The sequence below is a fragment of the Streptomyces sp. NPDC025833 genome (assembly GCF_055558055.1).
In genome coordinates this window covers 339,694-356,887 of sequence record NZ_JBVHNF010000003.1, presented here as the reverse complement: position 1 = coordinate 356,887, position 17,194 = coordinate 339,694, and the positions used below count along the sequence as shown (strand labels likewise).

Below are 17,194 nucleotides of genomic sequence, written 5' to 3'. Positions count from 1 at the left end.
GGTTGGAGAGGCATTGCGGGCTACGATTCCAAGGGACGTAACCCTCTGGGAGGACAGATGCCCGACCTCTGGATGCCGGGCGCGACCCGGCTCGACATAGGCGACCACCAGCCGTGCGACGGTGGCCCCGCCAAGGCAGTGGGCCACATCACCTGGGACAAGAACGCCAGCCCGGCCAAGCCGATCGACCTCGTCCCCTACGAGAACCTGCAGCAGTACTTCTCCGGCGGCGGCCGCGGAGTCGCACCGCACATCCTCTGGGATCCGTTCACCGGGCGGCGCACGCAATTCGTCCCCGCCAACTCCCGCTCCAAGAGCCTGGCCGACGCCCCCGGCGGCACCCGCACCAACCGCGCCGGGGCCGTCGTGATCCAGGTCGAGGCTCTGTTCTTCCCGTACTGCCGGGTCGACGGCAAGGTCTACCTCCGGCTCATCGACACCCCGTGCAAGGGCTGGCCCGAACTGCAGGCATGGATTCACTCCTGGGGCGTGCCCAACACCTGGCCCATGGGCCACCCCGCCGACTTCACCTCACGCCGCAGCGAGCCGGTGTGGGAGACGACAGCCGGCTGGTACGCCCACTCGCAAGTACCCGAGAACAACCACCAGGACCCCGGCTCATGGCCCGGCTTCGTCGGCACCGCCCCGACCCCGGCCAAGCCGAAGTACGAGCCGTTCCCCGGCGCTGCATGGTTCACGATGGGCCGCAAATCCCCGATCGTCGCCGCGATGCACGACCGGCTCGTCGCGGTCGGCTGCAACCACTACCAGTCCTCGAAGAACAAGGACGTCATCGGCAGCGGCGACAAGGCGTCCTACGAGGCCTGGCAGCGCGAGTGCGGCTATCCCGGCGACTGGCCGCCCGGCGCGACCACCTGGGACCGCCTCAAGGTCCCCAACGTCTGACCCGCCCCCTCCGAGAGGAACCCCCTGTGAGAATCTTCGGCCGCGAACCCGCCCTCGTCCTCGGCATCATCAGTGCCGGCCTCAGCCTCGCCGTCACCTTCGGCATCGGACTCACCTCCGACCAGGCCGGCGCGATCGTCGCCGTCATCAGTGCCGTGTTCGCAGCGGTCACCGCCGCGATGACCCGACCGGTCGCCCCGTCCGCGTTCACCGGCCTGGTCGCCGCGGTGATCGCGCTGCTCGCCGCGTTCCACTTCAACGTCGCCCCGGAGACCGTCGGGTCGCTGAACGCGCTCGTGCTGGCAGTCCTGGTCTTCATCGCCCGCGGTCACATCACACCGGCCGGGCCCGCCACCGGCGGCCAGGTCCCGCCCCGGAGCGTCTGAGTGAGGGCTCGCGCGGCAACCTGGTTCAGCGGGCACCTGGGCCGCCGCGGGCCCTTCCTCTTTTTCATGGGCGTGGGCAAGGTCTGCTGGGGCGTCGGCATGATCATCGAACCCCCGCAGACCGACGGCCTGCAAGTACTGGCACAAGTCGCGCCACTGCACTGCTGGGCGTCCGCGTGGATCCTGTTCGGCCTCGCCACGTTCACCTCGGCTTGGATGCGCTTCGCCCAGGACACCTGGGGATTCGTCGCCGCATCCATACCCCCCGCGCTGTGGGCATTTGCCTACGGCTGGGCCGGCCTGGTGGACGGCTACGGCCGCGGCCTATGGATTTTCGTTTGGTACATGACGTCGCACTGTGGGGTGATCTGGTGCGCATCGCGAGTCCCGCCTGAGGCCGGATCACCGGATCCGCCCGGCCCGGTGGTCGAGAGGAGATCCGGTTGAACGGATGGGTGGGGCTGGCCGGCGCGATGGTGACGGTCATAGGGGTGATCGTCACCGGGTATTTCACGTACCGGGGAGGGCGGGCGGCAGCCTCAATCCAGACGGCACCGCAGGCGAAGGCGCAGGATTTCGCCGTGCTGCAGGCGACGGTGGAGCGGGTCGACAAGGAGAACAGCGATCTCCGGCAGCGGCAGTCGCGTACTGAGGCGATCCTGCGAGCGTTTTCGTGGAGCGCGGATCGCTGGTGCAGGCAGATGACCCGGGCGGGGATCGAGCCGGAGCCCGCCCATCCGTTGGTGGACGAGTACAACCGGACTGGAGTCTGACCATGGGTGCCGTGCCCAGCCGCCGGACTCATGAGGTCGGGCGCCCAGTGTTGGGGGCACCGTCATCCTCATCAAGTCTCAGGGGCGTCGACGGCGTGTACACGGTGGTCTGTCAGATCGTGACGGCTGGGGGGCTGGTCGATGAGTGGTCGATCTACCTCAGGGTCGCGGAGCGGTGAAGCCTTACGCGGCCGCAGTGATGCTTCCCAGCTCCACCCGCCGGAGCTCTGCGAGCAGCTGCTGATACCGCGTCCGCTGCTCGTGTGACAGCGGCAATGTCGGATGCGCGCCGGGCCGTAGCCAGAACGCGCGGATCTCCTCGTTGATCTCGTCAGCAGCACGCGCTGCGCCCTGGGGCGAGGAGTCGGGGGACATGGGCCCAGCTTATCGGCCGGTCCCCGCGTGCACATACGGCATGGTCGCGCGGGCTGGCGCCGGTAATCTGCCCGCATGATTCGCGCTGTGATTTTCGACGTTGGCGAGTGCCTCGTGGACGAGACTCGGGAGTACGGCACCTGGGCTGACTGGCTGGGTGTACCCCGGCATACCTTCGCCGCGATGTTCGGTGCTGTCATCGCCCAGGGCCGCGATTACCGCGAGACGTTCGTCGAGTTCCGTCCTGGCTTCGATCTGTATGCCGAGCGTGAGCGTCGTGCGGAGACTGGGCAGCCGGAGACGTTCGATGAGGATGATCTCTATCCGGATGTTCGTGACGCGCTGGCTGCGCTTCGTGCTGACGGGCTGTGGCTCGGTATCGCCGGGAACCAGACGGTTCGAGCCGGGAAGATCTTGCGTGAGTTGTTCACCCCGGACGTCGATCTGATCGGTACCTCGGACGACTGGGGCGCGAGCAAGCCGAACCGGGCCTTCTTTGACCGCGTCGCGGACGTCGTCCCGGCCGAGCTGGGCGAGATGCTGTACGTCGGCGACCGAATCGACAACGACATCCGGCCCGCGGCGGCGGCCGGGATGCACACGGCGCTCGTGCACCGCGGGCCGTGGGCCACGATCCAGTGGAAGACGGAGGAAGCGAGGAGGCTTCCCACTTTCCGGGTGGAGAGCCTCCTCGAACTGTCGCCGCTGATCGTCGACTTCAACGGGCGAGCGCGCTGACGGTCGTCGACCATCCGTATAGCCGGTCGTCCAGGTCGCGGACGCACTGCTCGTGCTGGTGGGGGGCCAGAGCGCGCCGTACTCCCCGCACTCGGTCCATACCCATCGCGTACCAGGTGCGTTCGAGTTGATCGAGCGCGCGGACTGCGTACTCGCAGGCTGCCTCCGGGTCGCCGGCGGCGGCCTCGACGGCGGCCAGGTCGCCCAGCACGACTGTCTGTTGCTTTTCCTCGGCCGGGCTGAGCCCGTCGAGAACGCCCAGCAGTGTGGTCCGGGCCTGCGGGAGGTGCCCGGCGCGCAGCTGGGTGTTTCCCTTGAAGGCTGCCAGGCGGACGGGGTTGAACCAGTCGAGCCACTCGGGCGACGTGTGCTCGCCGCCTCGCGCGAGGATGTCTTCGGCGTGTCCGATGAGGTGCAGGGCGGTGCGGGGGTTGCCGCAGCGGGTTTCGCATTCTGCCTCCACCGCGTCGAGCCAGGCGAGCAGCTCGGTGGAGGCTGGTCCGCGGCGGGCGTAGGTGCGTGCGGCCACCATCCGCTCCACGGCTTCGTCGCGTCGCCCGTCCCAGCCGGGGATGAACGCGGTGTGCGCCAGGATCGCGGCGCCCAGTAGCGCGTCGTCGGCCTCGCCTGCGGCCTGGAGTGCGCGAAGCAGGGTTTGCTGCGCCCGGTCGGCGACGCGCATATCGAAGAACTCGATTCGGCCGGCGAGCAGCAGTGTTTCGGCGAGGGCTGCCGCGATCCTTGCTCGGGTTTGGCCTGCTGTCTCGGAGAGCAGTGCGCAGCCGAGGGTGGCGTGCGCGTCCGCGGCGGGGTGGAGGGTGGCCGGTGCGACGGACCAGTACAGGCGCCGGTGGGAGCGGGTCACGGCCTGATAGTCGTCCGCGGCGCTGGCAGGCTGCATGGTTGCGGCCTGGGTAGGCACTGCGGCCAGGCCGACCGCGGCGGCGGTTGCTGCGAGGACGGTACGGCGGGATCGGTCTGCGGGCGCGCCGCCGGGCGGGGTGAAGCCGAGCGCTTCGAGATTTTGGCCGAGGAGCCGTTCAAGGGCTTGTCCCTGTTCGGGGTGCGGCCAGGGTGGGGTGGTTGACTCCCAGCGGCGGACTTGCCGTACACCGACGCGGAGTGCGTCGGCGAGTGCCTGTTGGCTCACGTATCCGGCTGCGATCCGCGCCGCCTTGAGTCTTGGGTTTCCTGCCACCGCGGCACCTCCGTCGTCGACACGTACGGGTCAAGTGTCGCTACGGGTCCGGTGGTTGGCTACCGCTCACCCACTCGGTGCAAGAAAAGTCCTCTTCGGTGACACAAAGAGACCTCTCAGAGTCCTCGGACTGACACCACATCAGGGCCAACCTAATGTGCACCAGATCACATCCGGTGCTGAGGAGTCCACGATGCCGCCCACCCGACTACCGTCCGCTGCAGGAGCCACCCTCCAGGACGCCGGACAGGACTGGGACGCCGTCCGAGTACCACGCAGTGTCGGGCTCGCCGCCATGGCCATCCTCGGCACGCGCTGCGGAGCCGTCATCGAAGACCCGGTCAGCTCGGCTGGCGTCGTCTACTACTTCGTCCCGGTAGGCACGGCCGCCAGTTGGAACGTGCAGAACACTCGGGCGCTCGGTTCCGGTTCCACGCTCGCGATTCCACCGACGCGGCGCACGGAGGGGCCAGGCCCGCACTGGCGGATCTGTCCCGGCGAGGATGGCTGGCTCACAGACCCGACCGCCCTGCTCGCGGCGATCGAGGACGCCTTCGGCCCTCGGATCGGCGAGGAGCAGGCCAGGTGACCGCCCCCGCGGTACTGCCACCCTCGACTTCGTTGACGCGGGCGCAGTACTCGGGCTGGGCCTGCGTCTGGTGCACCGCCTCGCTGCAAGCTGGCGGGGTGTCCGTTGGGCGCGCCAAGGGCTGCAGCGGCGCCCACGACCTGAGCGTCGAGGTGTACGCATGCCGCAGTTGCGCGAGGGCGCGCGGGACGGCGGGCGCCTGATGGTCTGCGCCCGCTGTGATCAGCCGATCCGCCAGGACGAGCCCTACCGCACCGTCGACCACCACGCGGCGTCCGGCCCGGGTGTGACGCTCCACGTCCACAAGCGTCGCTGCCAGCCGGCGCCTCAGCAGAGGTATCCCGCGCGTCGGTTCGGCGCGTGACCACAGACTCCGGCGCGCTGAGGCCGCGCGCCGGGCAGGCCACCCGGAGGAGTAGGCGGGTGGCCGCGCGAGGGCCTGCCGCCGGGGAACCGTGGCCCGGCGGCGGGCCCGTCCACTGCACAGTCAGTCAGCGCCCGGACCGGCATCCCGCGAAGAACGCGGCCCGGGCGTGTCCCCATCCGCAAGCAGCGAAACGGAGATCACGATGACGATACCTCCCGGACCCACCCCGGACGGCGGGCCCGTCGACCCCAAGCCGCCGACCGTGATCGCGCGCATGCTCATCACCGACGAGGCATTCACCAGCTGCCGCCGCACGGTGCTCGACGCCAACCCCGGCATGAGCGAGGAGCTCGCCGGGCGGATCGTGGAGGAGGCGCTGAAGTTCGTGGCGGCCTGCGCGACGCATCCGACTGCCGGCCTGGTCCCGTCGCGGATCGTGGACGAGGGCTGGCACGCCCTGCTGGTCCACACCGCGGTGTACGCCGATCTGTGCGAGCGGCTCGCCGGCCGGATGCTCCATCACACCCCGGGCTACGGCCCGGAAAACTACGACCCGGCGATCCTGGACCGGACCCGCGAGGCGATCGAGGGGCTGGGCTGGGACGTGGACGCCGAGCTGTGGGTCGCACCGGGCGACGAGTCGCTGGTGTCGGTGGCGGCAAAGTGCCAGCACTCCGACGACAGCGGTCCGATCGTCCTCATCCCGAAGAAGCCCGGCGTCGCCTAGCCTTCCTCGCGAAAGGAGGCGGCATGTCCGAGTGGATCGATCCGCGGTACGCGGAACTGGTGGCGGCGTTGCGACGCGCTCAGGCGCCGAGCTCGCGTGACCCGGAGCCGCAGCCGCGGCGGGGATTCGTCATCCCGCCGAAGGGCTGACTGCACCGCCTGGGGCTCGGCGGCGGGCGCCTGCCGGTCGGGCCTCACCCGTTCAGCGGACGAGGTCGGAGAGCGGCACGTTCAAGGCGTCGGCGATCACCAGCAGGTAGTCGATGGATGTCGCGTAGGCGCCCTGTTCGATCCGGTTGATCGTCTTGCGGTCGAGGCCGGTGAGCTCCCCCAGTTGCTCCTGGGTTAACTTCCGGGCGCCGCGCGCTGCACGGACGGCTTCCCCGATGGCCCGGCGGCGGGTGAGTACCCAGGCGGGCAGGGGATCAGATGGCACGCATACACGCTGGCCGCCGCCTTGATCATTGTCTGTACCAGCGCTGGTACATCACGAGTGGGACTTTCAGCCATCACGCAACCCTCCTTCGGGTAAAACACTCGTTCGAGTGTCGTGAGATTTCACCCCTTGCCTTTTGGTAACTAGCAGGCCAACGATTCATGCGCCGTTCAACAAATTGTCGATCAGACGCAACCCACCAGCAACGCACGCGAGGCACGCATGACCGATGAGCCCCCCAGCCCCTTCGCAGGGCGCCTCACTGACCTCCAGCGGGCCCGCGTCGACTACGCTCAACGCGACCTGGAAACCGCCCGCGCGGAAGACCTCGTGCAACTGGACCAGGCTGGCCTCATCCTCATCGTCGGGCGGCTCTGTACCCGTCTGGATGACATGCTGAATCTGCTCGACGAGCTTTGACTTGGCGGGCTTCACCTGCTGCCATACGGCCACCGCACACTTGCGTGAGGGCTTTCGCCCGGACTGGCGTCGGCGATCCAGGGGCCGTCCCCCGAGGGGTCGAGGACGCCCTCCTCCAGCCAGGTGTACACCCCGCCGAGGACGCCCTGGACGACCTTGCGGTCCAGGTCGTCGGTGTTGGTCCACAGGCGTGCGAAGAGTTCGTCCACCCGGATCCGGGACTGGCGGCAGAAGGCGTCCGCGAGCTGGTAGGCGGCGCGGCCGTGGTCGCCCTCGGCGCGCAGCCGCTCGGCGCGGACGCAGGCAGCGCTCATCGCGAACAGTTCGGCGCCGATGTCCACGACCCGGCCCAGGAAGCCCTGCTTGGTCTCCATCCGGCCCTGCCAGCGGGACATGGCGTAGAAGGTGCAGCGGGCCAGCCTGCGGGCGGTGCGCTCGACGTGGCGCAGGTGCCGGGAGAGGTCGACGCCGTGCCGGAACTCGCCGTAGGAACGGGGTAGCTGGCCGGGGCCGGCGACCAGTTTCGGCAGCCACCGGGCGTAGAAGAGGCCCGCGCTCGCGCCCGCCTTCGCCTTGTCGGCGAGGGACTTGCCGGGGTCGATGAGGTCGCCGGCGACCGCGAGGTGGGCGTCCACGGCCTCCCGCGCGATCAGCAGGTGCATGATCTCCGTGGAGCCCTCGAAGATGCGGTTGATGCGCAGGTCGCGCAGGATCTGCTCGGCCGGCACCGGGCGTTCGCCGCGCGCCTTGAGGGACTCGGCCGTCTCGTAACCGCGGCCGCCGCGGATCTGCACCAGTTCGTCGGCCATCAGCCAGGCCATCTCGGAGCCGTAGAGCTTGGCTAGGGCGGCCTCGATGCGGATGTCGTTGCGGTCCTCGTCGGCCATCTGGGAGGACAGGTCGAGCACGGCCTCCAGCGCGAACGTGGTGGCCGCGATGAAGCTGATCTTGGAGCCCACGGCCTCGTGCAGCGCGACCGGCTTCCCCCACTGCTCGCGCTCCGCCGACCACTCGCGGGCGATCTTCAGGCACCACTTGCCGGCGCCCGCGCACATGGCGGGCAGCGACAGCCGGCCGGTGTTGAGGGTGGTGAGCGCGATCTTCAGCCCGGCGCCCTCGGGGCCGATGCGGTGGGCGGCCGGGACCCGGACCCGGTGGAAGCGGGTGACGCCGTTCTCGATGCCGCGCAGGCCCATGAAGGCGTTGCGGTTCTCGACGGTGACGCCCTCGGCGCCGGCCTCGACCACGAACGCGGTGATGCCGCCCCGGTGCCCCTCGGACTCCGGCACCCGGGCCATGACGACGAGCAGGTCGGCGACCACCCCGTTGGTGGTCCACAGCTTGACCCCGTCGAGGACGTAGTCGTCGCCGTCCGGTACGGCCGTGGTGGCGAGGCGGGCCGGGTCGGAGCCCACGTCCGGCTCGGTGAGCAGGAAGGCCGAGATGTCGGTGCGGGCGCAGCGGGGCAGGAAGGCGTCCTTCTGCTCCTGGGTGCCGAACATCTTCAGCGGCTGCGGCACGCCGATCGACTGGTGGGCGGAGAGCAGCGCGCCGACGGCGGGGCTGACCGAGCCGACCAGGGCGAGGGCCTTGTTGTAGTAGAGCTGGCTGAGGCCGAGGCCGCCGTAGCGGGGCTCGATCTTCATGCCGAGGGCGCCGAGTTCCTTCAGGCCGGCCACGACCTCGTCGGGGATGCGGGCCTCGCGCTCGATGCGGGCGGGGTCGACCGTCGTCTCGCAGAACGCGCGGAGCCGGGCCAGGAACTCCTCGCCGCGCCGGACGGACTCGGCGTCGGGCAGCGGGTGGGGGTGGATGAGGTCGAGCCGGAAACGCCCGAGGAACAGTTCCCTGGCGAAGCTGGGCCTGCGCCAGTCCTGCTCGCGGGCGGCCTCCGCCACCTGCCGGGCCTCGCGCTCGGTGACGGTGGTGCGTGGAGTGGTGGTGGCGGACATGGAGGCTCACCTCGCCGCGAGGGGGGACGACTGGGACCGTTCACTACCGACCGGGTCTACTGGATCGTTCGTACCCGAAGCGGGCCGGACCCACCACCCCTCGCGGTCCGATCGGGCGGTGCGGGCCCCGTCGGCCGGGCGGACACGGCGAACGGCCGCAGCCCCCGCACAGTGGGCTGCGGCCGTTCGGTTCCTGACCTGTCCGTGGCAGGTCAGAGCGCGAGACCGGTGAGAACCAGTACGCGCTCGTAGGTGTAGTCCTCCATGGCGAACCGCACGCCTTCGCGGCCGACGCCGGACAGCTTGGCGCCGCCGTACGGCATCTGGTCGGCACGGTAGGACGGGACGTCGCCGATGACCACGCCGCCGACCTCCAGGGCGCGGTGGGCCCGGAAGGCGACCTGGAGGTCGTGGGTGAACACGCCCGCCTGGAGGCCGTACTTGGAGGAGTTGACCGCGGCGAACGCCGCGTCCTCGCCGTCGACCTTCTGCACGGTGAGGACGGGTCCGAAGACCTCCTCGCGGGCGAGCGTGGTGTCCGCCGGTACGTCGGTGAGGACGGTCGGCGCGTAGGAGGCGCCGTCGCGGTCGCCACCGGTGAGCAGCGTGGCGCCGGCCTCGACGGCCTCCTTGACCCACGACTCCACGCGCAGGGCGGCGTCCTCGCTGACCAGCGGGCCGACGTCGGTCTTGGCGTCCGTCGGGTCGCCGGTGACCTGGGCCTCGACGGCGGCGACGATGCGCGGCAGCAGCCGGTCGTACACGGCGGCATCGGCGATCACGCGCTGCACGGAGATGCAGGACTGGCCGCCCTGGTAGTTGGAGAAGGTCGCGATGCGGGTCGCGGCCCAGTCCAGGTCGGCGTCGGAGGCGTAGTCGCCGAGGACGACCGCGGCGCCGTTGCCGCCCAGCTCCAGGGTGCAGTGCTTGCGCGGCACCGAGTCCATGATCGCGTAGCCGACCTTCTCGGAACCGGTGAAGGAGATGACCGGCAGGCGCTCGTCCTGGACCAGGGCGGGCATGCTCTCGTTGGTGACCGGCAGGATCGACCAGGACCCGGCCGGCAGGTCGGTCTCGGCGAGCAGGTCGCCGAGGATCAGACCCGACAGCGGGGTCGCGGGCGCCGGCTTCAGGATGATCGGGGCGCCGGCCGCGATCGCCGGGGCCACCTTGTGGGCGCACAGGTTCAGCGGGAAGTTGAACGGCGCGATGCCGAGCACGACGCCCTTCGGGAAGCGGCGGGTGAGCCCGAGCCGGCCCTGGCCGCCGGCGTCGGTGTCGAGCCGCTGGGCCTCCCCGCCGTTGAACCGGCGGGCTTCCTCGGCGGCGAACCGGAACACGGAGACCGCGCGGCCGACCTCGCCGCGGGCCCACTTGATCGGCTTGCCGTTCTCGGCGGAGATCAGCTGGGCGATCTCCTCGGTGCGCTCGGCCAGCCGCTTGCTCACGTGGTCCAGCGCGGCGGCGCGGACGTGCGCCGCGGTGGCGGCGAACTCGTCCCGCACGGCGTACGCGGCGGCCACGGCCTCCTCGACCTGGGCGTCGGTCGGCACGCTGACCGTGCCGACGAGCCGGCCGTCCCACGGGGAGGTGACGTCGAAGGTGTCCTCGCCGGTGACCTGGCGGCCGGCGAGCCAGAAGGCATGGGTGGAAGTCATGTACGAGTCCCGGCCCTTCCGCGTTGGAGGTGTGCTTGGCTTGCGAGGTCCACGGTAGGGCGGGGGCGACCGGGGGTCGTTTGTCCGACCCGTAGCAGTCGGGACGGGGGGCACTCCGCTTTGGCGTGCTGGTGCGCCTCGGCCGGTGCTTCCCGGTCGCTGCTTCTCGGCCGGTGCTTCCCGGTCGCTGCTTCTCGGCCGGTGCGTCTCGATCGGTGCGGCGGCGGCGCCGGTCCGGGCGCCGGACGCGGGCGCTCACTCCCCCGAGGTCGCCTTCAGGGCGAGCCAGAGCTCCATCCGCACGTCGGGATCGTCCAGGCTCCGCCCGAGGATCTCCTCGACCCGGCGCATCCGGTACCGCAGGGTGTGCCGGTGGACCCCCAGGTCGGCGGCGGCCGCGTCCCACTGCCCGTGCCGGGACAGCCAGGCCCGCAGCGAGGTGACCAGATCGCCCCGGCCCGTCGCGTCGTGCTCGTGCAGCGCCCGCAGCAGCCCGTCGGCGAACGCCCTGACCGCGTCGTCCGCCAGCAGCGGCAGCACGGAGCCCGCCGCCAGCCGCTCGTGCTCCACGAGCACCCGGCCGCGCCGCCGCGCCACCGACAGCGCCTGCTCGGCCTGCTTGTACGCGGCGGCCGCCGCGATCGGCCCGGAGGGCGCCGAGAGGCCGACGACCAGTTCGTCCTCGTCCGCGCGGCCCTGCTCGGGCAGCGCCCGCTCGGCCTCCCGCGCCGCGGCGGCCGCGGCGCACGCGGAGACCGCGGCGCCCCCGTCGGCGGCCAGCACCACCAGCCGCTCGCCCTCGGGGACCACCAGCACGGCCTCCCCGGCGCGGGCCGCGGCGGACTCCACGGTCTCCGCGAGCTCGCTCAGCGCCTCCCCCGCCGTGCCGGAGCCGGACTCGGCGACGATCATCCGGAACGGGGCGTCCAGGAGCCCGCCGTACAGGTCTCCGGCGACGGCGCGGGCGTGGTCCGGTTCCCCGGCCAGGAGCATCCGCAGCACCGCCGAGCCGACGCGCTGCTCGGCCGCGTGCAGGGAGCGGGAGCGCTCGGTGGTGAGGGTGAGCAGGGCGATGGCGGAGTGGACGGCGTACCGCTCGGCGGTGCCGGGGGCGGCGGCCGTCCCCACGGCGAGGGCCGCGCGCGGGCGGCGGCCGGTGCCGAGGGAGTGCAGTTCCACCCGGTCCTCGTGCTCGGGGCCGCCGACCACGGCGGAGGCGGGGGCGGGGCGCTCCCGCAGCCGTTCGACCTCGGCGGTGAGCCGGGCGGCGCGGCGGCCGGCCCACTCCGGGGCGGCGGCGACGACGGCGCCCGAGGCGTCGTACAGCGCCGACCAGCCGTCGACCTGGGCGGCGAGCGCGGTGAGGACCCCCTCGGGGCCGGTGTTCAGCGCCTGCTTGGTCAGCTCCCGCTGCGCGGCGAAGCCGGCCGTGACCGCGCGGTACTGGTCGGCGGCGATCGCCGCGGAGACTGCCTTGCTGATGGCGAGGAAGGGGGTGCGGCGGGGCACCTCCAGCAGCGGCAGCCCCTCCTGGGCGCAGGCGTCGACGAGGGGCTTCGGGGTCTCCTCGTAGTTGACGCCGACGGCGAACCCGAGCCCGACGACACCCGCGCCGGCGAGCCGCCGCACGTACCGCCGCATCGCCTCCGGGTTCTCCGCGTCCAGTTTCAGCGCGGTGATCAGGAGCAGTTCGCCGCCCTCCATGTAGGGCACGGGGTCGGCGAGCTCGCTGACGTGCGCCCAGCGGACGGGCACGTCCAGGCGGTCCTCGCCCGCGCGCACGGTCAGCTTGAGCGCGGAGTGGTGGACGAGCGAGGCGAGGGTCGGGGGCATGGGGCCTTCACGGTGAGCGGGGTCCGGAGATCGGGGCGATCTTTTGGCCGGGACGTATGAACGGCCTGTGCCGATTCTGCCTCACCGTACGACGGCCGGCCCGCCGGTCCCTCAGCCGCGCAGATCCACCAGCAGCGGCGGCGCGTGCTCGCCCCGCACGGTGGTCAACGACAACACCGCGTGCCCCGGCGGCACCCCATGAGCCAACTCGGAAGCGGACCACCGCTCCCGCTCGACCTGGCGGACGGTGACGGCGCGGGCCGTGGGCGCCTGACCGGTGATGACCCGGCGCAGCATGTGCACCGCCTTGCCTGCCGGGGTCTCGGCGATGATCTGCCGGTCGGTGACGTCCCGGGTCTCGGTCCACTCCTTGCCCCACACCTCGGCGAAGTCCTGCCCGTCCCAGGGGGTGAGCCCGGACAGCGCCATCCGGCAGCCCGTGGCGCCGAGGAGCGGGCCGCGCAGCGGCCGGGGGACATCGTCGAGGGTGCGCAGCGTGAGCACCACGCCGGCGTTGGCGCTGCGCAGCCGCTGGACGCCGCGCACGGCCTCCGGGGTGACGACACCGGTGGCGTCGTCGAGCACCAGGCAGGCGAAGAGCGACCGGTCCTCGCGCACCGTCACGGACGCGGTGAACTGGGCGAGCATGAGCCGGGCCAGGATCCGGGAGGCGTCGGCGTGACCGCGCTGGGGCAGGTCGACACGGACCCGGACCGGGTGGTCGAGCGCCTTGAGCGAGAACGGCCGGGTCTGTCCGGAGGTGTCGAAGAAGGCGGCGAAGGCGGGCCGGTCGAGCAGGGCGATCCGGTCGGCGAGGACCGTGCCGACGTCACCCGGGTGGGCCATCTGCCGTTCCCGGGCGTCCAGTTCCCGCAGCAGCGGCGCGTGCCCGGTCTCGGTGAGCCCCTTGCGCAGCGCGGCCAGCGGGCCGGGGGCGCCGTCGAGCAGCTGGCGCAGTTCCGGCACGGAGGGGAAGCGGCCGTGGACGGCGTGGAAGGGGCCGAGCAGCTGGGCGAGGACGGTGGTGGACCGGCGGCTGTCGCTGCCGGGGTGCGGGTCCGCGAGGTCGCCGACGAGGGCCTCGGCGAGTATGGCGGCGGCCTCGTCCGGGTCGGTGGTGCCGCCGTAGAGGTCGAGGTCGTAGACCGACTCGGGGTGACCCACGCGTACGACGACGTCGTAGGACTCGGCCGGTCCGAGCCCGGCGCCGGCCGCGCCGACGACCACGACCGAGGTCCGGCCGGCCAGCGCGTGCAGGCACAGCGACTCGGCGAGCGGCCGCACCAGGGATCCGGTCTTGCCCGAGCCGGCCGGGCCGACGGCGAGCAGGGAGGTGCCGAGCAGGTCGGGGCCGAGGGCGAGACCGGCGCCGCGGTAGTGGTAGGGGTTGCGCGGGTCGTCGGCGGTGGTGCCGAGCCGGACCTGGCCGGTGAGCAGGTCGTGCCGGGCGTGCCGGGCGGGCAGGTCGCGCTCGCCGGAGGGGTGCGGGCAGGCACCGGAGCCGTCCTTCAGCACCGCGCCGGTGAAGCCGGCGAGGCTGTGCCGGCCGGACCGTACGCCCTGCCAGGCCCGGCTGATCCGGGCGTGGTCCACGTCCCGCATGAGCCCGGCCCGCGCCTCGGCGGCCAGCCGCTCGGCGGCCTCGTACGCCCCGGCCTGCCGCAACTGGGGCCACTCGGCGGGGTCGTGGTCGGGGGTGGGCGGTGAGTCTGCAGCGGCGCTGCCGAGGCCGGCGGGCGCGGTGGAACGCAGTGCGGGCACGGCCGCGCGCAGGGCCGGGGTGCCATAGCGGCGCCAGAGCTCACCCCAGTGGCCGATCCTCCCGAAGACCGCGAAGATCGCCCCGAACACCAGCCATGTGTACAGCCACGATGCGGCCCCGCCCACACGGCCGGCCTCTCCTCTCACCCAGGAATCCGGGGCCAGCACATACCACGGCCACTGCCAGAAGTCGCCGAGATAGCCGTTCCACAGGAGGGAGCAGAGCAGCCACGCGCACAGGAGCGAGATCATCGCGCCGCCCAGCAGTTGCCGCGTGGGGGTCTTCTTGGGTTCCACTTCCGGCCGCGGCCGGTAGCGCAGTCGCCAGATTCCGGGTGCCGCCTGCGGCCGGGGCGCGTGCAGCCAGGACAGGAAGGCCGATCCGTCGGGCATCGGCGGCACCCCGGCCATCGAAGGCGCCCCCTGCGGCATCGGCGGCACTCGTCCCTCGACCGGCCCCGTAGGCCGTGGTACCGGTTCGGCGTGTGTGCCGTGGGCGTGCCTCGTGCCGTCGCTGTCCATCGACCCTGCCCCCTGACCAGCCGGTCCGTCCACCATCAGCGAGCCAATCTAACGCCACGGCAAGGGGAGTTCACCGCTTACGTGGCCGTAAGGAGCCGTACCCGCCCGGGCGGGCTATGTCCACCGCGGACAACGGGGCGGGCCGACAACGCCCACATGGAGCATGCCCACCGTCCGGGAGCGGTCTTAGCCTGCGAAGAAAGAAGGTATGCGTCCGAAAACGCACCGCCCGGTACCGCCCGGGACCGCCCGGTACGCAAGATCATCAGGGAGCCCCCCATGACCGCACTTCCGCAGGAGCGCCGCGTCGTCACCGCCATCCCCGGCCCGAAGTCGCAGGAGCTGCAGGCCCGCCGTACCGCCGTGGTCGCCCAGGGCGTGGGCTCCACGCTGCCCGTCTTCGTCACGCGCGCCGGCGGCGGTGTCATCGAGGACGTCGACGGCAACAGCCTGATCGACTTCGGCTCCGGCATCGCCGTGACCTCCGTCGGCGCGTCCGCCGAGGCCGTCGTGCGCCGCGCGAGCGCCCAGCTCGCCGACTTCACCCACACCTGTTTCATGGTCACCCCGTACGAGGGCTACGTCGCCGTCGCCGAGGCGCTGGCCGAGCTGACCCCGGGTGACCACGCGAAGAAGTCCGCGCTGTTCAACTCCGGCGCCGAGGCCGTCGAGAACGCCGTGAAGATCGCGCGCGCCTACACCAAGCGGCAGGCCGTCGTGGTGTTCGACCACGGGTACCACGGGCGGACCAACCTGACGATGGCGCTGACGGCGAAGAACATGCCGTACAAGCACGGCTTCGGGCCGTTCGCGCCCGAGGTGTACCGCGTGCCGGTGGCGTACGGCTACCGCTGGCCGACCGGCCCGGAGAACGCCGGTCCGGAGGCCGCCAAGCAGGCCATCGACCAGATCACCAAGCAGGTCGGCCCGGACAACGTCGCCGCGATCATCATCGAGCCGGTCCTCGGTGAGGGCGGCTTCATCGAGCCGGCCAAGGGCTTCCTCCCGGCGATCCGCCAGTTCGCCGCCGACAACGGCATCGTCTTCGTCGCCGACGAGATCCAGAGCGGCTTCTGCCGCACCGGCCAGTGGTTCGCCTGCGAGGACGAGGGCATCGTCCCGGACCTGATCACGACCGCCAAGGGCATCGCGGGCGGCCTGCCGCTCGCCGCCGTCACCGGGCGCGCGGAGATCATGGACGCGGCGCACGCCGGCGGCCTCGGCGGCACGTACGGCGGCAACCCGGTCGCCTGCGCCGGTGCGCTCGGCGCCATCGAGACCATGAAGGAGCTGGACCTCAACGGCAGGGCCAAGCGCATCGAGGAGATCATGAAGGGTCGCCTCACCGCCATGGCCGAGAAGTTCGAGGTCATCGGTGACGTGCGCGGTCGCGGCGCCATGATCGCCGTCGAGCTGGTCAAGGACCGCGCGACCAAGGAGCCGGACCCGGAGGCCACCGCCGCCGTGGCCAAGGCGTGCCACGCCGAGGGCCTGCTGGTCCTGACCTGCGGCACCTACGGCAACGTGCTCCGTTTCCTGCCGCCGCTGGTGATCGGCGAGGACCTGCTGGGCGAGGGCCTCGACATCATCGAGCAGGCGTTCGCGCGCATCTGAGCGGTGGGTCCGCACCTCTGCGGGGCGCCTGCGGCAGGCCGTGTGAAGAAGGTGTGCGGGGTGGATGGCGGGAGCGGATTCCGTCTGCCCAACCGCGCCGGCCTGCCGTAGGTTCTCTCCAGATGAGAAATACACCCCGCCCACAGGGGACTGTGGGCGACTCCGGGCCGAGGCCTCCCCAGCTTCGCCCCGGTCGTGCCCTCGCGCACACAACCGGCGCCTGACGCCGGGATCTCCTCACCGATCGGACGGTCGCCGCCCCAAACCCCCCGGGGCGTGCGACGTTCCGGTCCGGACGGCCGTCTCGGAACCATCCCCCCCCGGTTCCGAGGCGGCCGACCTCCTTTCCCCCGCGCACCGGTCCGTCCGCTCCGTCTGGGAAGCTGGGCGCCGTGTCGACAGCAGTCCGCCGCGCCCTGGTCCCGGGTATCCCGGCCGTTCTCCTCGCCCTGATCACCTGGCAGGTCGTGGCCGACGGCCCGCTGCTCTCCCTGGACGCGCGGCTCAGCCGGGCCCTCGTCCGTCCGGACCGGTTCTCCGAGCTGCTGTCGGACCTCGGCGAGGTCCAGGTGGCCGTCCCGGTGCTCGTGCTCGTCCTGGCCGTGGTGCTGTGGCGGGACCGGGCGGCCGGGACGGCGCGGTGGTGGCTGCCGGCGCTGGCCGCGGCCGTCCTGATGGCGCTGGTCCCGGCGGTCGTCGTGCCGCTGAAGGAGTGGACCGCCCGGCCGGGGACACCCGCGGTGCCCCCGGCGGTCGGCTACTTCCCTTCCGGTCATACGGCGACGGCGATGGCCGCGTACGGCTGCGCGACCCTGTTCCTGCTGCCCCGGCTCCGCTCACCGGCCGCCCGTCATGCCCTGGTGGCCGGCTGCGCGGTCCTGGTCCTCGGGGTGTCGTACGGCCTGGTGCGCCGGGGCTACCACTGGCCGCTGGACGTGGT

At 71.9% G+C, this 17,194-nt stretch carries 18 protein-coding genes and 1 pseudogene; 11 read left to right on the top strand and 8 right to left on the bottom strand.

The features are described 5' to 3' along the window. Positions 1–57 precede the first annotated feature (57 nt). The 4 genes from ACZ4K2_RS06750 (at position 58) to ACZ4K2_RS06735 (ending at position 2,065) form a co-directional block, all read left to right on the top strand. Positions 58–906 (top strand): peptidoglycan-binding protein, encoded by an 849-nt coding sequence (locus ACZ4K2_RS06750; protein WP_467474401.1) that lies wholly within the window; start codon positions 58–60, stop codon positions 904–906. A 26-nt stretch (positions 907–932) separates the two neighbouring features. Further along, positions 933–1,292 carry a hypothetical protein gene (locus tag ACZ4K2_RS06745; protein ID WP_467474399.1) on the top strand — a complete coding sequence of 120 codons (360 nt, stop codon included), beginning with the start codon at positions 933–935 and terminating at the stop codon, positions 1,290–1,292. Between the two features lie 66 nt (positions 1,293–1,358). After that, positions 1,359–1,739: a hypothetical protein gene (locus tag ACZ4K2_RS06740; protein ID WP_467474398.1), complete on the top strand. Its 381-nt coding sequence runs from the start codon at positions 1,359–1,361 to the stop codon at positions 1,737–1,739. Beyond that, positions 1,736–2,065 carry a hypothetical protein gene (locus ACZ4K2_RS06735; RefSeq protein ID WP_467474396.1) on the top strand — a complete coding sequence of 110 codons (330 nt, stop codon included), beginning with the start codon at positions 1,736–1,738 and terminating at the stop codon, positions 2,063–2,065. The genes ACZ4K2_RS06740 and ACZ4K2_RS06735 overlap by 4 nt, the downstream gene beginning before the upstream one ends. A 183-nt stretch (positions 2,066–2,248) precedes the next feature. Here the strand turns inward: ACZ4K2_RS06735 and ACZ4K2_RS06730 are convergent, their stop codons facing one another. After that, a complete protein-coding gene (locus tag ACZ4K2_RS06730) occupies positions 2,249–2,440 on the bottom strand; it encodes a hypothetical protein (RefSeq protein WP_467474394.1) in 192 nt (63 codons plus the stop codon). 75 nt (positions 2,441–2,515) lie between these two features. Here ACZ4K2_RS06730 and ACZ4K2_RS06725 point away from each other — a divergent pair, with 75 nt between their 5' ends. Further along, positions 2,516–3,178, top strand: a complete 663-nt coding sequence (locus ACZ4K2_RS06725) for an HAD family hydrolase (RefSeq protein ID WP_467474392.1) — start codon at positions 2,516–2,518, stop codon at positions 3,176–3,178. On the opposite strand, the gene ACZ4K2_RS06720 is transcribed toward ACZ4K2_RS06725, so the two are convergent. Further along, entirely contained in the window at positions 3,159–4,376 is a 1,218-nt protein-coding gene (locus tag ACZ4K2_RS06720) for a helix-turn-helix domain-containing protein (RefSeq protein WP_467474391.1), read from the bottom strand. The two genes, ACZ4K2_RS06725 and ACZ4K2_RS06720, sit on opposite strands and share 20 nt — an antisense overlap. 295 nt (positions 4,377–4,671) lie before the next feature. Between ACZ4K2_RS06720 and ACZ4K2_RS06715 the strand changes: the two genes are divergently transcribed. The 4 genes from ACZ4K2_RS06715 (at position 4,672) to ACZ4K2_RS06700 (ending at position 6,208) form a co-directional block, all read left to right on the top strand. Further along, positions 4,672–4,965, top strand: coding sequence for a hypothetical protein (locus ACZ4K2_RS06715; protein WP_467474390.1), 294 nt, complete (start codon positions 4,672–4,674; stop codon positions 4,963–4,965). A 160-nt stretch (positions 4,966–5,125) separates the two neighbouring features. Next, complete coding sequence (locus tag ACZ4K2_RS06710; protein WP_467474388.1) at positions 5,126–5,329, top strand: hypothetical protein; 204 nt, start codon at positions 5,126–5,128, stop codon at positions 5,327–5,329. A gap of 205 nt (positions 5,330–5,534) precedes the next feature. Next, the gene (locus tag ACZ4K2_RS06705) at positions 5,535–6,059 is read left to right on the top strand and encodes a glycine-rich domain-containing protein (protein ID WP_467474386.1); all 525 of its coding nucleotides are present in this window, start codon (positions 5,535–5,537) and stop codon (positions 6,057–6,059) included. A 23-nt stretch (positions 6,060–6,082) separates the two neighbouring features. Next, positions 6,083–6,208: a hypothetical protein gene (locus tag ACZ4K2_RS06700; RefSeq protein ID WP_467474385.1), complete on the top strand. Its 126-nt coding sequence runs from the start codon at positions 6,083–6,085 to the stop codon at positions 6,206–6,208. A 52-nt stretch (positions 6,209–6,260) separates the two neighbouring features. Here the strand turns inward: ACZ4K2_RS06700 and ACZ4K2_RS06695 are convergent, their stop codons facing one another. The 6 genes from ACZ4K2_RS06695 to ACZ4K2_RS06670 form a co-directional block, all read right to left on the bottom strand. Next, positions 6,261–6,494 (bottom strand): helix-turn-helix transcriptional regulator, encoded by a 234-nt coding sequence (locus ACZ4K2_RS06695; protein WP_467474383.1) that lies wholly within the window; start codon positions 6,492–6,494, stop codon positions 6,261–6,263. A 159-nt stretch (positions 6,495–6,653) separates the two neighbouring features. Next, positions 6,654–6,947: a hypothetical protein gene (locus ACZ4K2_RS06690; RefSeq protein ID WP_467474382.1), complete on the bottom strand. Its 294-nt coding sequence runs from the start codon at positions 6,945–6,947 to the stop codon at positions 6,654–6,656. Next, positions 6,926–8,866: an acyl-CoA dehydrogenase family protein gene (locus ACZ4K2_RS06685; RefSeq protein WP_467474381.1), complete on the bottom strand. Its 1,941-nt coding sequence runs from the start codon at positions 8,864–8,866 to the stop codon at positions 6,926–6,928. Before ACZ4K2_RS06685 ends, ACZ4K2_RS06690 begins: the two co-directional genes overlap by 22 nt. 212 nt (positions 8,867–9,078) lie before the next feature. Further along, positions 9,079–10,524, bottom strand: coding sequence for an aldehyde dehydrogenase family protein (locus ACZ4K2_RS06680; protein WP_467474379.1), 1,446 nt, complete (start codon positions 10,522–10,524; stop codon positions 9,079–9,081). A gap of 255 nt (positions 10,525–10,779) precedes the next feature. Continuing rightward, complete coding sequence (locus ACZ4K2_RS06675; RefSeq protein ID WP_467474378.1) at positions 10,780–12,357, bottom strand: PucR family transcriptional regulator; 1,578 nt, start codon at positions 12,355–12,357, stop codon at positions 10,780–10,782. 111 nt (positions 12,358–12,468) lie between these two features. Continuing rightward, complete coding sequence (locus ACZ4K2_RS06670) at positions 12,469–14,640, bottom strand: type IV secretory system conjugative DNA transfer family protein (protein WP_467474376.1); 2,172 nt, start codon at positions 14,638–14,640, stop codon at positions 12,469–12,471. A 279-nt stretch (positions 14,641–14,919) separates the two neighbouring features. On the opposite strand from ACZ4K2_RS06670, the gene gabT reads away from it, so the two are divergent. Then, positions 14,920–16,254, top strand: a complete 1,335-nt coding sequence (gabT, locus tag ACZ4K2_RS06665) for a 4-aminobutyrate--2-oxoglutarate transaminase (protein ID WP_467474374.1) — start codon at positions 14,920–14,922, stop codon at positions 16,252–16,254. A 674-nt stretch (positions 16,255–16,928) separates the two neighbouring features. After that, positions 16,929–17,177 (top strand): annotated as a pseudogene (locus tag ACZ4K2_RS06660) (phosphatase PAP2 family protein); the annotation flags it as partial. Between the last annotated feature and the right edge of the window lie 17 nt (positions 17,178–17,194).

Excerpts from the sequence above, each read along its gene's own strand:
- ACZ4K2_RS06710 (WP_467474388.1), top strand. The coding sequence starts at position 5,126 with ATGCCGCAGTTGCGCGAGGGCGCGCGGGACGGCGGGCGCCTGATGGTC.
- ACZ4K2_RS06740 (WP_467474398.1), top strand. The coding sequence starts at position 1,359 with ATGGGCGTGGGCAAGGTCTGCTGGGGCGTCGGCATGATCATCGAACCC.
- gabT (WP_467474374.1), top strand. The coding sequence starts at position 14,920 with ATGACCGCACTTCCGCAGGAGCGCCGCGTCGTCACCGCCATCCCCGGC.
- ACZ4K2_RS06675 (WP_467474378.1), bottom strand. The coding sequence starts at position 12,357 with ATGCCCCCGACCCTCGCCTCGCTCGTCCACCACTCCGCGCTCAAGCTG.
- ACZ4K2_RS06670 (WP_467474376.1), bottom strand. The coding sequence starts at position 14,640 with ATGGACAGCGACGGCACGAGGCACGCCCACGGCACACACGCCGAACCG.
- ACZ4K2_RS06715 (WP_467474390.1), top strand. The coding sequence starts at position 4,672 with ATGGCCATCCTCGGCACGCGCTGCGGAGCCGTCATCGAAGACCCGGTC.
- ACZ4K2_RS06700 (WP_467474385.1), top strand. The coding sequence starts at position 6,083 with ATGTCCGAGTGGATCGATCCGCGGTACGCGGAACTGGTGGCGGCGTTG.
- ACZ4K2_RS06680 (WP_467474379.1), bottom strand. The coding sequence starts at position 10,524 with ATGACTTCCACCCATGCCTTCTGGCTCGCCGGCCGCCAGGTCACCGGC.
- ACZ4K2_RS06685 (WP_467474381.1), bottom strand. The coding sequence starts at position 8,866 with ATGTCCGCCACCACCACTCCACGCACCACCGTCACCGAGCGCGAGGCC.
- ACZ4K2_RS06705 (WP_467474386.1), top strand. The coding sequence starts at position 5,535 with ATGACGATACCTCCCGGACCCACCCCGGACGGCGGGCCCGTCGACCCC.
- ACZ4K2_RS06750 (WP_467474401.1), top strand. The coding sequence starts at position 58 with ATGCCCGACCTCTGGATGCCGGGCGCGACCCGGCTCGACATAGGCGAC.
- ACZ4K2_RS06725 (WP_467474392.1), top strand. The coding sequence starts at position 2,516 with ATGATTCGCGCTGTGATTTTCGACGTTGGCGAGTGCCTCGTGGACGAG.
- ACZ4K2_RS06730 (WP_467474394.1), bottom strand. The coding sequence starts at position 2,440 with ATGTCCCCCGACTCCTCGCCCCAGGGCGCAGCGCGTGCTGCTGACGAG.